Source organism: Clostridium sp. ATCC 25772 (genome assembly GCF_001573875.1).
Classification (GTDB): Bacteria; Bacillota; Clostridia; order Clostridiales; family Clostridiaceae; genus Clostridium_J; species Clostridium_J senegalense.
The window spans coordinates 24,580-39,013 of record NZ_LFRG01000003.1; the positions used below are offsets into that span (position 1 = coordinate 24,580).

10 protein-coding genes and 1 other annotated feature are annotated in these 14,434 nt (G+C 26.9%); of the genes, 1 reads left to right on the plus strand and 9 read right to left on the minus strand.

Going from position 1 to position 14,434, the window contains the following annotated elements; translation table 11 throughout:
- The first annotated feature begins 196 nt into the window (after window positions 1-196).
- The gene (locus AZI32_RS01305) at window positions 197-1,117 is read left to right on the plus strand and encodes a DUF2225 domain-containing protein (protein ID WP_061994120.1); all 921 of its coding nucleotides are present in this window, start codon (window positions 197-199) and stop codon (window positions 1,115-1,117) included.
- Window positions 1,118-1,191: 74 nt separating this feature from the next.
- On the opposite strand, the gene AZI32_RS01310 is transcribed toward AZI32_RS01305, so the two are convergent.
- From AZI32_RS01310 to AZI32_RS01350, 9 genes are all read right to left on the minus strand, one after another.
- On the minus strand, window positions 1,192-5,469 hold the full coding sequence (locus AZI32_RS01310; protein WP_061994121.1) for a 2-hydroxyacyl-CoA dehydratase: 4,278 nt from the start codon (window positions 5,467-5,469) through the stop codon (window positions 1,192-1,194).
- A 687-nt stretch (window positions 5,470-6,156) separates the two neighbouring features.
- Window positions 6,157-6,843 carry a metallophosphoesterase gene (locus tag AZI32_RS01315; RefSeq protein ID WP_061994122.1) on the minus strand — a complete coding sequence of 229 codons (687 nt, stop codon included), beginning with the start codon at window positions 6,841-6,843 and terminating at the stop codon, window positions 6,157-6,159.
- Between the two features lie 9 nt (window positions 6,844-6,852).
- Complete coding sequence (locus AZI32_RS01320) at window positions 6,853-7,116, minus strand: EscU/YscU/HrcU family type III secretion system export apparatus switch protein (protein WP_061994123.1); 264 nt, start codon at window positions 7,114-7,116, stop codon at window positions 6,853-6,855.
- Window positions 7,117-7,202: 86 nt separating this feature from the next.
- The gene (locus AZI32_RS01325; RefSeq protein WP_061994124.1) at window positions 7,203-8,729 is read right to left on the minus strand and encodes a hypothetical protein; all 1,527 of its coding nucleotides are present in this window, start codon (window positions 8,727-8,729) and stop codon (window positions 7,203-7,205) included.
- A gap of 282 nt (window positions 8,730-9,011) precedes the next feature.
- Window positions 9,012-9,467 carry an IS200/IS605 family transposase gene (tnpA, locus tag AZI32_RS01330; RefSeq protein WP_061994125.1) on the minus strand — a complete coding sequence of 152 codons (456 nt, stop codon included), beginning with the start codon at window positions 9,465-9,467 and terminating at the stop codon, window positions 9,012-9,014.
- Window positions 9,468-9,634: 167 nt separating this feature from the next.
- Window positions 9,635-10,168 carry an STM3941 family protein gene (locus AZI32_RS01335; protein ID WP_061994126.1) on the minus strand — a complete coding sequence of 178 codons (534 nt, stop codon included), beginning with the start codon at window positions 10,166-10,168 and terminating at the stop codon, window positions 9,635-9,637.
- 238 nt (window positions 10,169-10,406) lie between these two features.
- Complete coding sequence (gene tyrS / locus AZI32_RS01340) at window positions 10,407-11,633, minus strand: tyrosine--tRNA ligase (RefSeq protein WP_061994127.1); 1,227 nt, start codon at window positions 11,631-11,633, stop codon at window positions 10,407-10,409.
- Between the two features lie 104 nt (window positions 11,634-11,737).
- Window positions 11,738-11,959: a binding site (T-box leader), on the minus strand.
- Between the two features lie 64 nt (window positions 11,960-12,023).
- Window positions 12,024-12,440, minus strand: coding sequence for a hypothetical protein (locus tag AZI32_RS01345; RefSeq protein ID WP_242865246.1), 417 nt, complete (start codon window positions 12,438-12,440; stop codon window positions 12,024-12,026).
- 151 nt (window positions 12,441-12,591) lie between these two features.
- On the minus strand, window positions 12,592-13,764 hold the full coding sequence (locus AZI32_RS01350; RefSeq protein ID WP_061994129.1) for an RNA-binding domain-containing protein: 1,173 nt from the start codon (window positions 13,762-13,764) through the stop codon (window positions 12,592-12,594).
- Window positions 13,765-14,434 lie beyond the last annotated feature (670 nt).

Sequence of the window (14,434 nt, forward strand, 5' to 3'; positions counted from 1 at the left end):
ATAGATAAATTAATTTATTTATAATTATGATTATGATTTTTACCAATGCATATAAAAAATAATAGACCAGAGTTGCAAAGTATATTTTATGAAACATAATAATACTAATTTTTTCTATTAAGTTTTCACAAAATAGACAGAAAATCTGATATATTATTTAATTAAATATGACTAAACCATTCAAGGTGGTGATATTATGAATAGTATATTTTCCGGACTAGAAAATGTTGGATTTAAAGATACAGATAACTTAACGCTCTACAAAAAAGAGGAACTTCAAGAACTTGAAACACAACATAAAAATTTTTCATTATTATACAAAAAAACTGTAACTTGTCCTGTTTGTGAGAATACTTTTAAACAATTAGCACTTAAAAGTAACTCCTATAGAATGATTTCTAAGGACTCTGATTTTTTTATAAGATATGATTTAATAAATCCTTATTTTTATGATGTTTATGTTTGTGAGCACTGTGGATATTCAGCTCTTAAAGTAGACTTTAATAAAATTACAGAGCGACAAAAGGAACTAGTTAAAACTAATGTTTCACAAAAATTCAAATCTAGAACTTATCCTGAATCCTATACAAGAGAAATTGCTATAGAGCGTTATAAGCTTGCATTACTTAATGCAACTTATATAAATAGCAAAGCTGGCACCAAAGCTATGATATGCTTAAAATTAGCTTGGATGTATAGATTAGGTGATTCTGATAAAGATAAAGAGCTTGAGAGAACCTTTCTTACTTCCGCTTTAGAAGGATTTGAATTTGCCTTTTCTAAAGAATCATTGCCTATTTATAAAATGAACACATTTCTTTTAATGTATTTAATAGGTGAGATCAATAGAAGACTTGGAAATTATAATTCAAGTTTAAATTGGTTTTCAAGAGTTTTAACTACCCCTGGAGTGTCTTCTACACTAAAAGATCTTACAAGAACTCAAAGAGACTTAATAAAAGAATCTCAAATGTTAGAAGAAAAACTTAAAAATAAGGATATTATAGAAAGCAATATAAATTTAGATAATGATATGGAATCCAATAAATCTCAAGTTACTATAAACAAAATCAAAAACCCTAATAAAGGAATATTAGCTAAAATTCTAAAAAAGTAAACTTTCTATAAAAATAAAAATGTCACAAAATGATGTAAATCACTTTGTGACATTTTTTATAAATTTATAGAACTTTAATCTCTTTTAGTACTTGCTGCAACCTCATCTAAAGTTTGTAAATAATCACGTTCCATATTTTTCTTTGATATTGATAATAAAAGTTTTATTCTATTTAATTGATTAGCTTCACTTGCTCCTGGATCATAATCTATAGGAACTATATTAGCGTCTTCAAAATGTCTTTTTAACTCTTTTATCATACCTTTTCCTGTAACATGGTTTGGTAAACAAGCAAATGGTTGCATACATACTATATTTTTAGTTCCACTTTTTATAAGCTCTATCATTTCTGCTGTTAAGAACCAACCTTCTCCTGTTTGATTGCAAAGAGAAAGTATATTCCTTGCTTCTTTTGCTAATTCTTCAATTCTACAAGGCGATGTAAATCTTTTACTTTTATCTAAAGCTACTCTAACATATTTTCTGTAATTTTCCACATATTTAATAATTATATCACCAACTATGTCGCTAGTTTTCCCACCTAAATTATTTTCAAAATTCACCTTACCATTATAAGAACAATATAAGAAGAAATTTGTTAAATCTGGAACAACAACTTCTGCCCCTTCTTCTTCTAGAATATCTACAATATTATTGTTAGCTGTAGGATGAAATTTTACTAATATTTCTCCAACAACTCCAACTTTTGGTTTATTTAAATCTTTTATTTCTAAATTATCAAAATCACGAACCACATTTTTTATATTTTCTTTTAACTTTTTATAATCACCATTGAATATTTGTTGCTTTATAATGTTATTCCACTTTTCATATAATTGATTTGTGCTTCCTTTTATCTTTTCATAAGGTCTTACCCTTAGCATACATTGCATAAATAAATCACCATATATTACTGCAATAATTGCCTTTCTAGCCATTTCTATACTATATTTAAACCCTGGGTTTTTTTCTAAGCCACAAGCATTTACTGAAATTACAGGAACATTTTCTAATCCAGCATCTTTTAATGCCTTTCTTAAAAAGCCTATATAATTGGTTGCTCTACATCCACCACCAGTTTGGCTTATTATAACTGATGTATTATCAGCATCATATTTTCCTGATTTTAAAGCACTTATTATTTGACCTATTACTATTATAGATGGATAACATGCATCATTATTAACATATCTTAGCCCTTCATCAACAGCCTTAGTATCTACTGAAGGTAATACTTCTAAATTATATCCACAAGAAGCTATTGCACCTTGTAAAAGTTTAAAATGAATAGGTGACATTTGTGGTGCTAAAATAGTATGATTTTTCCTCATTTCTTTAGTGAAAATAACTCTTTTATTGCTTTTTTCAACTTGTTTATATTCTATGTTTTGTTTTTCTCTATCTTTCATTGCTGCTTTTAAAGATCTAACTCTTATTCTAACAGCCCCTAAATTATTAACTTCATCTATTTTAATAGTTGTATATATCTTTCCATATCCTTTTAATATTTCTTGGACCTGATCAGTGGTTACTGCATCCAATCCACACCCAAAGGAATTAAGCTGAATTAACTCTAAATTAGGTTCTTTACATACAAAACTAGCTGCTGCATACAATCTTGAATGATATGTCCATTGGTCTACAACTCTTAAAGGCCTATCTACTTTTTCCAAATGATCAACAGAGTCTTCTGTAAGTACAGCTATCCCCAATCCTGTTATGAGCTTATCTATTCCATGATTAATTTCTGGATCAATATGATACGGTCTTCCTGCTAAAACTATTCCTTTTTTATTATTATCCCTTAAATACTTAAGTGTTTCCTCACCTTTTTTCCTTATATCTTTTTTAAACTCCAAAACTTCATGCCAAGCTCTATCAACAGCTTCATTAATTTCATTTTTGCCTATGCTAAATTCTTTTAATGCTATATATAATCCTTTCTTTAGTTTAGAAATATTTCCTAAGGTTAAAAATGGATTAATAAATTTAGTATTTGTTTCTTTTAACAAATCTACATTATTTTTAATTACTTCTGGATAAGATATAACCATTGGACAATTAAACTGGTTTGTTGCTTCTTCTTGTTCTTTGTTTTCATACATAATACAAGGATAGAATATAGCATCTACATCTTTATTTATTAAATCTATAATATGTCCATGAGCCAACTTAGCTGGATAGCAAGCTGATTCTGACGGTATTGTTTCTATTCCTAATTCATATATCTTTCTTGAAGATCTTGAAGATAGTTGTACACTAAATCCTAATTTAGTAAAGAATGTATGCCAGAATGGATAATTTTCATATATATTAAGAACTCTAGGAATTCCAATAACACCTCTTTTGGCATTTTCTCTCTCTAAAGGTCTATAGTTAAATACTCTATTATATTTATATTCAAATAGATTAGGTATATTGTTATTTTGAGCTTTACTATTATCGCCTTTTTCACATCTATTTCCAGATACAAATCTTTTTCCATCATTAAATTTATTTATAGTTAATAAGCAATTATTACCGCATCCACCACATCTTCTCATACTGGTTTCTATTGTAAATTCTTTTAAATCTTTTAATTTTATTATTGCACTTTCTTCTTTATTCTCACTACGATCTTTTGCTATTAAAGCAGCTCCAAATGCTCCCATTAATCCTGCTATATCTGGTCTTACTACTTCTCTTTTTGATATTGACTCAAAGGACCTAAGCACTGCATCGTTATAAAATGTACCACCTTGAACTATAATTTTTTCACCTAAATCTTTTTCATCTTTGACTCTTATAACTTTATTTAAAGCATTTTTTATAACTGAATAACATAAACCTGCTGCTATATCACCTACTGAACTTCCTTCCTTTTGAGCTTGTTTTACTCTTGAATTCATGAAAACAGTACATCTTGATCCTAAATCTACAGGATTTCTGCTATACATTGCTCCTTTTATAAAGTCTTCTATAGTTAAAGATAAAGATTTACTAAAAGATTCTATAAATGAACCACATCCAGATGAACAAGCTTCATTTAACTTTATACTTTCTATGACTCCATTTTTTATGCTAAGGCATTTCATATCTTGTCCACCTATATCTAAAATGAAATCTACTCCAGGTAGGAAAAATTCAGCTGCCTTCTGATGAGCTATAGTTTCAACTTCACCATGATCAACTTTAAAAGCTGTCTTTATTAACGCTTCTCCATAACCAGTTACTGTAGAACCTTTTATTAAAATATCGTTATTAATTTTACTATATAAATCTTCTAAAATTTTTCTTATTTGTTTGATAGGATTTCCATTATTACTACCATAATATGAATATAAAACTTCTCCATCCTCTGTTATTAAAACTGCCTTTGTAGTTGTTGAACCTGCATCTAATCCTAAGTATGCATTACCTTTATATTCATTTAATGATTTTCTTATAACTTTTGCTTTACTATGTCTTTTTTTAAATTTTTCTATTTCTTTTTCACTTTCAAAAAGAGGCTCTAATCTATTTATTTCTTTATCTTGATACTTACTAATTAAATCTACTTTTTCTAATAATTGCTCATATTTAAACACTGTCTCAAATTTTGAACAAATTGCTGCACCTATAGCTACAAATATCTGAGAATTATTAGGGAATATTACATCTTCTCTTTTAATACTTAATGTATCTATAAATCTTTCCCTTAACTCTGATAAGTAATATAACGGTCCACCTAAGAACGCTATTTTACCTCTAATTGGCCTTCCACAAGCTAAGCCACTAATTGTTTGGTTAACCACTGATTGAAATATAGACACCGCAATATCTTCTTTTCTTGCCCCTTCATTTAAAAGTGGTTGAATATCTGTTTTTGCAAAAACACCACATCTTGCTGCTATTGGATATATAACTTTATAATTTTTAGCCAGTTCATTTAAACCTGCTCCATCAGTTTCTAAAAGTGCAGCCATCTGATCTATAAATGCTCCAGTTCCCCCTGCACATGTTCCATTCATTCTTTGCTCAATACCGCCTGAAAAATATGTTATCTTAGCATCTTCTCCACCTAATTCTATTGCAACATCTGTTTCACTTATATATTTTTCTATTGCCTCTTTACATGCAACAACTTCTTGAGTAAATCCTATATTCAACCACTTAGAAATAGATAATCCACCGGAACCAGTTATCATTATTGTAAAATTACTCTCTTTAGAAAAATTTGCAATACACTCACTTATAAGGGTAAGTATACTTTCCTTTATATTAGAATAATGCCTATTATATTTGCTATAAAGTATTTTTTCTTCTTTGTCAAGTGCCACAATTTTCACGGTAGTAGAACCTATGTCAACTCCTAAATGTATTAAATTACTCATTTTATTATCACTCCCTAGTTTACTTATACTATCACCACGGATATATATTAAATTATCTATTCATCTATAAAAATTATTAATTGCTAAACCTATAGGGTTACAAATTTTAATTTTTACTTATGCTTTAGTTTAAGCAAAACACATATTATTTGTAAGTGGATAGTTATGGTATTTACTACTCACTTTACTCATATTTCAACTTTTCATTTTTATGACTTTTAGTTTCTCTAATTTGAAATCAAAACTTTGATGCATAAGTTAAACTTTCAACTTTTATCCCTATAAGTTTTCAAAATCATCTTCCAATTTTATATACTGTAAATTGGGAATGTCCTCAAAAGTGAGGATATTGCCAAAAATAGCTTAAATTCTAGAACATCTTTAAAACAAACATCTTTAAATTACATTCTAAAATTATATTTAAATTCAAGATATTATTATAATAAGATAATAAACAATTAATTTTTCACTTCTTTAATTCTATAACCCTTTGTCTAATGTACACAAATAATAATTTTCTCAATAATCCTTCATTATCTTAGTTTATTTTTATATTTATTAAAATTGCTAATGAATATTACATTTGTTTATGAATAAAGTAAAAATTAAAAACCTAAAAAGAATATATCGAACTTTTTTTATTTCGATATATTCTTTATAAAAATTTTTATAATTTTATAAAAAATATTATAGTATCTTTAAAGGTTCAAAGTCTATATGATCACAAGAAGTTAAAATATACTCGATTCCATTTTTTTCACCCTCAAATGCATAATTTAAACCACTTCCATGAATATGACCGTATATAACTTTTTCTACATTATATTCATTTAAAATCTCTGTAAATCCATTTTCTTCTTCAATATTATTTGCCGGTGGATAATGTAACATTACAATAATCTTTTCAAATCCATCTTTTTTTGCAGAATCTAATGATAACTTTAATCTTATAATTTCTCTATCATATATTTTTTTATCATGTGTAGTAAATTTAGAATTTATTGGTGTTATCCATCCTCTGCTTCCACAAATAGCATAATCCTTATATTGAAAATAATTATTTTGAATAAAATTCATATTATCATACATAGAATTTAGTTTCTTTATACCACTCCACCAATAATCATGATTTCCTCTAACTAATAACTTTTTTCCTGGTAAGTTGTTTATAAAATCTAAATCTAGTTTTCCTTCTTCAACTTTCATAGACCAAGATATATCTCCTGCTATAAGCACTACATCTTCATTTGATATTGTTTTTAACCAATTTTCTTTTATTTTTTCATCATGATTTAACCATTTTTCACCAAAAATGTCCATAGGTTTTTCACTATTAAAACCCAAATGCAAATCTGATATTGCATACAATGCCAACACCGTCACCTACTTTTTCATCCTATTATCAACATCCATTACATATGCAATTACCTTTGCAACTACATCATATAATTCTGCTGGAATTTCATCACCAACGTTTACATTAGTTAAAAGGTTTGTAAGCTCCTTATTTTCAACTATTGGAACCTCGGCTTCTTTTGCATGTTCTATTATCTTATCTGCTATGTGCCCCATTCCAACTGCTGTAACTTTAGGTGCAGAACTTCCCAAATCATATTTTAATGCAGCAGCCTTTTTTTTATTTTTCACACTTACCACACCCTACTAATTAGTATTATCCTTACAACATATATAGATGTAATTATACTATATTTTTTATATTTTACAAAGCGAATTTATACCATTAAATCTAAAGTGGATATACTTTCATCATTAAAAAAGTCTCTACAGCTACTCAATGTAAATTTTTCCACTTTTTCATTCACCAAAACTTCAAAAGAATATGGTAAATTTTTTAAATCATTTAACAGCTCATCCTTACATCTTTCTATTACAGCCATAAATTTTTTTTGAGCCTGTATATCAATATTTATATAACAATTGTTCACAGATATATATGCATCTATCACTTCCATATTTAAGGTTTTTATGCTTGTTGCAATCTTCATATTCTTCGAGTCAAGCTTTTTACCCTTTCCTCTTTCATCTTTGATTACAAGCTTACAATCATAATCTTCGTTTTTTACATTCATAGGAACATTTAAATAATAATAGTCATTACTTAATGTGTTAAACATTTTAAAATCCTGCATTTTACCTTCTAAAAATTTCATTACTTTAGTAAATTGCTCTGGATTATCTTCTTTTTTCTTAATAATTAATGATATAGAATCCTGCATTTGTGTGATTTTTTCTTTAATTTCTTTTTTAATTGATTCATGCATAGGCAACTTAATTTTTTCAGGAATTTCTTTATTAATAAATTCCTCTTTTTCTAAGGTTAAAATATTAGAATTTCTACTATTTTCTTTTGTTACTTCATTCTTAACATTTTTTTCTATACCATTACCTTCAGATGTATATTCGCTAGTTTTTACATTGCTTTTTTCTTCTACCTTATTTTTAGATATTAAATCCACTTTATTAAAATTTTCTTCCTTAATACCAACCTGTCCTTTTTCTTTGTATAAAGCTTGTTCAAACTCTTTTACATCCTTAATAATAACATTGTTTTCTTCATTCAAAATATTAAAGCTATTTATATTTTCTTTATTTATAGGAATGTTTTCTTCTTTCATCATAAGCATTGATTTTAAATCTAAAGTTTTAAGAGATACAAAAAAATCTTTTAATATAGTTTTAGTTTTAACCCCTAATTCACTATTTACTGATATATTTTTTGCTCCTAAATACTTATCAATGAATCTATCTTCTTCTTGAGGATTTTCAACAATTTTATTCTTGAAATCTAATAAATTTTTGACTTCATCTAAATTCTCTTGTGTCAAAGGTATATTAAATTTAAGCATTTCTTTAATTAAATTTTCATCACCTTTTGAAATGTTTAATCCTAAATTGTTTATTATTTTAAATAATACTTCTTTTTCAGACCTATCTATGTTCTTATCATGTATATTTTCAATGACACTGTTTAAACTTAGTATTAATTTGTTTTCCTTAAAATCATCTACTATAAATTTTAATAAATAATTGTCTATTAAACTATTTTCTATCTTATTATCTATCCTAGCGGGAAACTGTCTTCCATCTAATAATCTTACAATTACTTCTCCACTTTCTTTATTTATATTAAGGATTCTAGCTGTAAAAGTTTCTCCTTTTCTAAAAGTACTCTTATTTCTATTAACTTGAGTTGATGCATTTTGCAATGCTTCTATTCTCCAAACTCCTGTTCCAGACATACTTTCTCCCCCAATCTATTTAAAATTTATTAGATATAATTTTATAAAATACTTAAACTAAAAAACTTCTTTTTTAAATACTTACTTATATAATATTATCGTTTACTATGCAATTAAATTATATTTTTAATAAAAAAAATTCCTTTGTAATACTTTTCCATTGTAAAAATCCAGTCATAACCACCCGTAAAACGGGTGGCTTGCTCAAGCCCTATAAGGGCGTATTACTTCCAACACCTAAATGGTGTTAGCTTTCATTTCATTCAAGCCATTGTGGACTGATTACTTAACTATACCCTTAAAAGGGTTCTCTAATTCTTTTGTTGTAATCTTATCCATCATTTGATCATATTTTTCTTGTTCTCTTATATATTTTGCTATTGTTTTTTCATTTAAACCTACAGTACTCACATAATATCCATCTGCCCAAAAGTGCCTATTCCCAAATTTATATTTTAAACTTGAATGTCTATCAAATATCATCATTGCACTTTTCCCTTTAAGATATCCCATAAAACTTGATACACTTATCTTTGGTGGAATTGATACTAAGATATGTATATGATCTGGCATCATGTGTCCTTCTAATATTTCTATGCCCTTCCATTTACATAAATCTTTTATTATTTCCTTTATATCTTCTCTTAACTTATAATATATTATCTTTCTTCTGTATTTTGGTGTGAATACTATATGATACTTGCACATCCACTTTGTATGTGCTAAACTTTGTGCCATGGAGCATCATTCCTTTCTGTTATCTTAGTGGCTTGAACAATCACTATTATAACAAAAGTATGATGCTCTTTTCTTAAGAACTTAATCTCACCCGCATAGCGGGCGGTTTTTAGTTTCGGGCATTATCACGCCCTCAACATGTTAAAACAATAATAAAAAAAAGCCTATTAGGCTTTTTTACTATAAGTTAAACAAAATTCATTCATAACATCATATAATTCTTCAATTGAAACATTTTTTGCACTTTGCATATTTATATTAATATGTCCTGTACCTAATTTTAAATTAGCTTGTACTGCTTTTTTTCTTAAACCAGAAATAGACTTTAAATATACATCTGAATCTATCAAGTAAATAGAAACAAACTGTTGTCCTGTCACTGAAACAATTTTAATTGACTCTACCGCTTCCCATTTTATAAGTTCATTTTTCTTAGATAACGCTGATGAACGATCGTAAAACCCCTCTTTATTAACCACTACAATTTCTTTACCAACAAATAACTCCTTTAAAATAAAAAATAAACAATAACCAAAAAAAACCACACTTACAATTCCAATAATTAAACATAACCAATTAACTGATTCTTCTGCTGTTATTCCAAAAAACAATAAAAAGGCTCCTATGACCAACATAACAATGGCTAAGAACATTATACTTAATTGTTTGCCCTTACTTTGATATACAATAAAATTATCCACTTTTAACACACTCCTTTAATTATTTTTTATGTTTATAAATAAAAATGACCATTCCTTTTTAACATAGAAGTTTATTAAAAAGAATAGTCATCTTCGTTTCAAATAAAGAAATTGTATTAATGGATAATTAAAGAAAAGAAGAATTTGTCTTTTTCTTAAACCTTCCACTATACACCTTTATAAAATGTTTCCTATATCATCTCAATTAACAACAATATTTTAAAATTAAGCCTTTATATTAAGCTATTTCTAATTTATAGAATTTTTTCTTTCCTCTTTTTATTAATGCATATCCATCTTCTTTAATAAAGTTTTTAGAAAACTTAGCATTTACATCATCTATTTTAGTTTCATTTATTGTTAATCCACCTTGTTGTATAAGTCTTCTTCCTTCAGCTTTTGACGGAACAATTTTTGTATATACTAATATATCCAATATTCCGTTTTCTTCCATATCTGATGTTATTGTAACTGTTGGAACATTGGACATGTCAACACCGCCACTAAATAAAGCTTCTGCAGCTACCTTAGCTTTTTCAGCTTCTTCTTCACCATGTATAAGTTTTGTAACTTCATATGCAAGTATTGTCTTAGCTTTATTTATTTCTGCACCTTCTAATGAACTTAATCTTTTAACCTCATCCATTGGTAAGAATGTTAATAATGATAAACATTTTTCAACATCAGCATCTGCAATATTTCTCCAATATTGGTAAAAGTCAAATGGTGAAACTCTTTCTGGATCTAACCAAAGTGCTCCATTAGCTGTTTTACCCATTTTATTACCTTCGCTATTTGTTAATAATGAACAAGTCATTCCATATGCTGGTTTTCCTTCTTTTCTTCTTATAAGATCCATACCAGCTAATATGTTTGACCATTGGTCATCTCCACCAAGCTCCATTGTACAATTATGCTTTTTATTTAAAACTAAGAAATCATAACCTTGCATTAACATGTAGTTAAATTCAAAGAATGATAATCCTTTTTCCATTCTTTGTTTAAAACATTCAGCAGTTAACATTCTATTTACTGAAAAATGAACTCCTATGTCTCTTATAAATTCTACATAATTAAGGTCTAATAGCCAATCAGCATTATTCTCTAATATAGCCTTTCCATCACTAAAATCTATTAATCTAGATAATTGTTTCTTTATTCCAGCAACATTTCTATCTATATCTTCTCTTGTAAGCATTTTTCTCATATCTGTTCTACCAGATGGATCACCTATCATTGCAGTTCCACCACCAACAAGAGCTATTGGTCTATGTCCAGCTCTTTGCATATGAGCCATAAACATCATTGCTATAAAGTGACCTACATGTAAGCTATCTGCTGTTGGGTCAAATCCTATATAAAAAGTTACTTTTTCTTTTCCTAATATTTCTCTCATTTCATCTTCATGAGTTAATTGCTTTAAAAATCCACGTTCTTTAAGAACATCAAATACATTGTTTGTCATAAAAATTCCTCCATGTTTTATCATATAATTTGTTTAAAATACATTAATTCTTTGCATAACATATATTTTTCTACAAAATATAAAAAGTCCCTAGTTTTTAAAAAACTAGGGACGAAATTTTCCGTGGTACCACCCAAATTAATTTTCTTTTAAAATTTAAAAGAAAATCCTCTCTTTCCTTATAACGTAAGGATAACCGTAACAGCCTACTATTATTTCAGCCTAAAGCTCCAGAATGTATTTCACTATTTCCATCAACTGATTTGCACTAACCATCAGCTCTCTGTATGATTTTCATAATTACTTTTTTCTTTCATTGCCTTTAAAATTTTATTGATTTAAATGTTATGATATCACTTTGTTTTATTAATTGCAAGACTTTTTTTAATTTTATTGTTTTTCAACAACATATTTTTGTATTTCTTTTGGCAATTCTTCGCTATTACCACTTATATTTATATAAAATTTTATATTATGATTGTCAACTAAATATTTTATTTTATCAAATAATTTTGGCATATCTTCTATATCAACCTTTTTCATTATACCATCCACCATAACATATTCAACGTCATAGTCCTGTGAAACTATACCACATAAGAAACCTTCAATTTCTTTTGCAGTTTTCAATTTAAAATCTTCTGCACATACAAATCTTATATTTCTATCCAGTTGAAAAAGCATTTTATTATCATCATCTATATACACAATGTTACCTTTTGCTTTACAAGCTTTCTCATTTGCTAAGTTAACTAGAGCCTTTGTTTTACCTGAACCTTTTTCGTTACAGAATACATTAATCATCATAAACGCCTCCAGACTTATTATTTGATTTTATTGTGCCTATAAATTATGCCTATTTAATATAGTTCATCTACCAAACCTTTGAATTGATTAAATCCTATTTGTTCATCTATATATTTTATAATAATTTAATTTTTGTTACTCTTATTATATATTATTCAGAATTTTTAAACAATAAATTATTTGTAAAATTTCTTACTCCTGGCAATACTACCTTAAACAGATTTTTTTCTTCATCATTTATAAAATGGACTTTTCCTTTTTTTCTAAAAGATTTTTTTATTATAGCAAACCCAGATGTTCTTTTTAAAAATCTACCTCTATCATCTAACGTTATTATTTTTTCATAAAGCCACATATTTCTTTTGCCATATAAAACTTTTCCACTATCAAAAGTTTTAAGTAAACATCCTGGACTTGAAATGACTACACTTTTCCCACTTAATATTACCTCTATAAACTTATTATATATACTATAATCTCTATAAATTATTGCGTTATTAACTGCTTCAATAACCGTTTTTTTAGGATATTCTTTCGGTAGTATTTTCAAAAGGATCTCTTCTGATTTGTTTATCATATTCAATAAATTTCCTTCTATAATAATTACTTCATTTTTTTTATTTCCTAATTTATTTATTATTTTTATCATATTCTGAGGTACATAGATACTTGGTATATTAGAAAAAATTAAAGCGCCCCCTAGTGTTAAAAGTTTTCTTCCACTATCTTTATTTGTATAAATTATACCTGCATCCTCCATAAGTTCTTCTAGGTTTGATGTATTGAATTCAAAACCTTTCAATTTAAAATACCGATATATTCTTGGTGTCATCAATGATTTAGTGGAACTATTAATTAATGGTGTTATTTCAATATTAAAACTTAAAGAACTACTAAACATAGATATTATTTCATCTCTTCTCATTGTGTCTGTAGTAGAGCCCCGTCTTACATAAAAAGCTCCGTTTTCCCTTATTTGATATGGTCGTTGTTCACTAGTATATATAATTATTACACCTAATCTCTTACCTTTATAATTTACAAATTCTAATGATACCGGAATAGGCGGTTCACATCTAGAACTTATAATTTGCTGAATTTTTTCTTCAACCAATCTTTCGTCATAGACCCCTACTATATCTTTACTTTTATCTTCTACTCCTATAATGATATATCCTCTTCCACCTCTTGAATTTGCAATAGCACATACATCTTTTGCTAACTCTTTCTTGCCACTTTCACTATATATGTCTATTTCTCTTTTAAAATCTAGCTTAGTTCCTTCTTCTTTTTTGAGCAAAGTTTTTACCTTTCTTACATCCATATAATCATTCCTTATTTAGATAAGTTATAAAAAAAACTCTATAATTTTATTTAATGAAATGATATAGGGTTCCAATTTGACTTTTAAAATTATCCATTCCAAAACTTGGATACCCCAAATAGTGAGACATGCTCTGAATCGCTTAGAATTCAACACTACATTTTGTATGAAAATATTTTAAAGTTATTGAATAAATTTAAATTCGAGCTTGTTTCCCTATAATTATCTGATAGTTAAAATTTATTAAGAGTTTTCTTTAATTTTATTTTATTCTAAACTAAAATTTTAAATCAATAAAGGTATATTTTAAATGTTTACCTTAACCTCTTTTTAATAAAAGATATAAATAAATTGATTTAATATATACATTTATAACATAAATTTTTACAATTAATCTATGTTAGTTATATTTTATGCAATAGCTTTATTAAATTGACTTAAACAACAAACTTTTTTATTTTTTAACTATTTTTAACATTTTTGCCCTTAAATAATTTATTAAAAATAGTCGCTTTTATGGCTAAAAATTTAATAATTTTTTTCTAATTTCTATTGTATAATCTATTAATTATGTTATAATATTCTTAGAGTTTAAAACTCGATATATAAAAAAAAGATTAATTAACAAGGCTTTTATCCAGTAACTCCTTTAATCAAGGAAATAAGATAA

Coding starts and splice junctions, on each gene's coding strand:
- tnpA (WP_061994125.1), bottom strand. CDS start 9,467: ATGGCACAAAGTTTAGCACATACAAAGTGGATGTGCAAGTATCATATA.
- tyrS (WP_061994127.1), bottom strand. CDS start 11,633: ATGACAAACAATGTATTTGATGTTCTTAAAGAACGTGGATTTTTAAAG.
- AZI32_RS01325 (WP_061994124.1), bottom strand. CDS start 8,729: ATGTCTGGAACAGGAGTTTGGAGAATAGAAGCATTGCAAAATGCATCA.
- AZI32_RS01345 (WP_242865246.1), bottom strand. CDS start 12,440: ATGATGATTAATGTATTCTGTAACGAAAAAGGTTCAGGTAAAACAAAG.
- AZI32_RS01310 (WP_061994121.1), bottom strand. CDS start 5,469: ATGAGTAATTTAATACATTTAGGAGTTGACATAGGTTCTACTACCGTG.
- AZI32_RS01350 (WP_061994129.1), bottom strand. CDS start 13,764: ATGGATGTAAGAAAGGTAAAAACTTTGCTCAAAAAAGAAGAAGGAACT.
- AZI32_RS01305 (WP_061994120.1), top strand. CDS start 197: ATGAATAGTATATTTTCCGGACTAGAAAATGTTGGATTTAAAGATACA.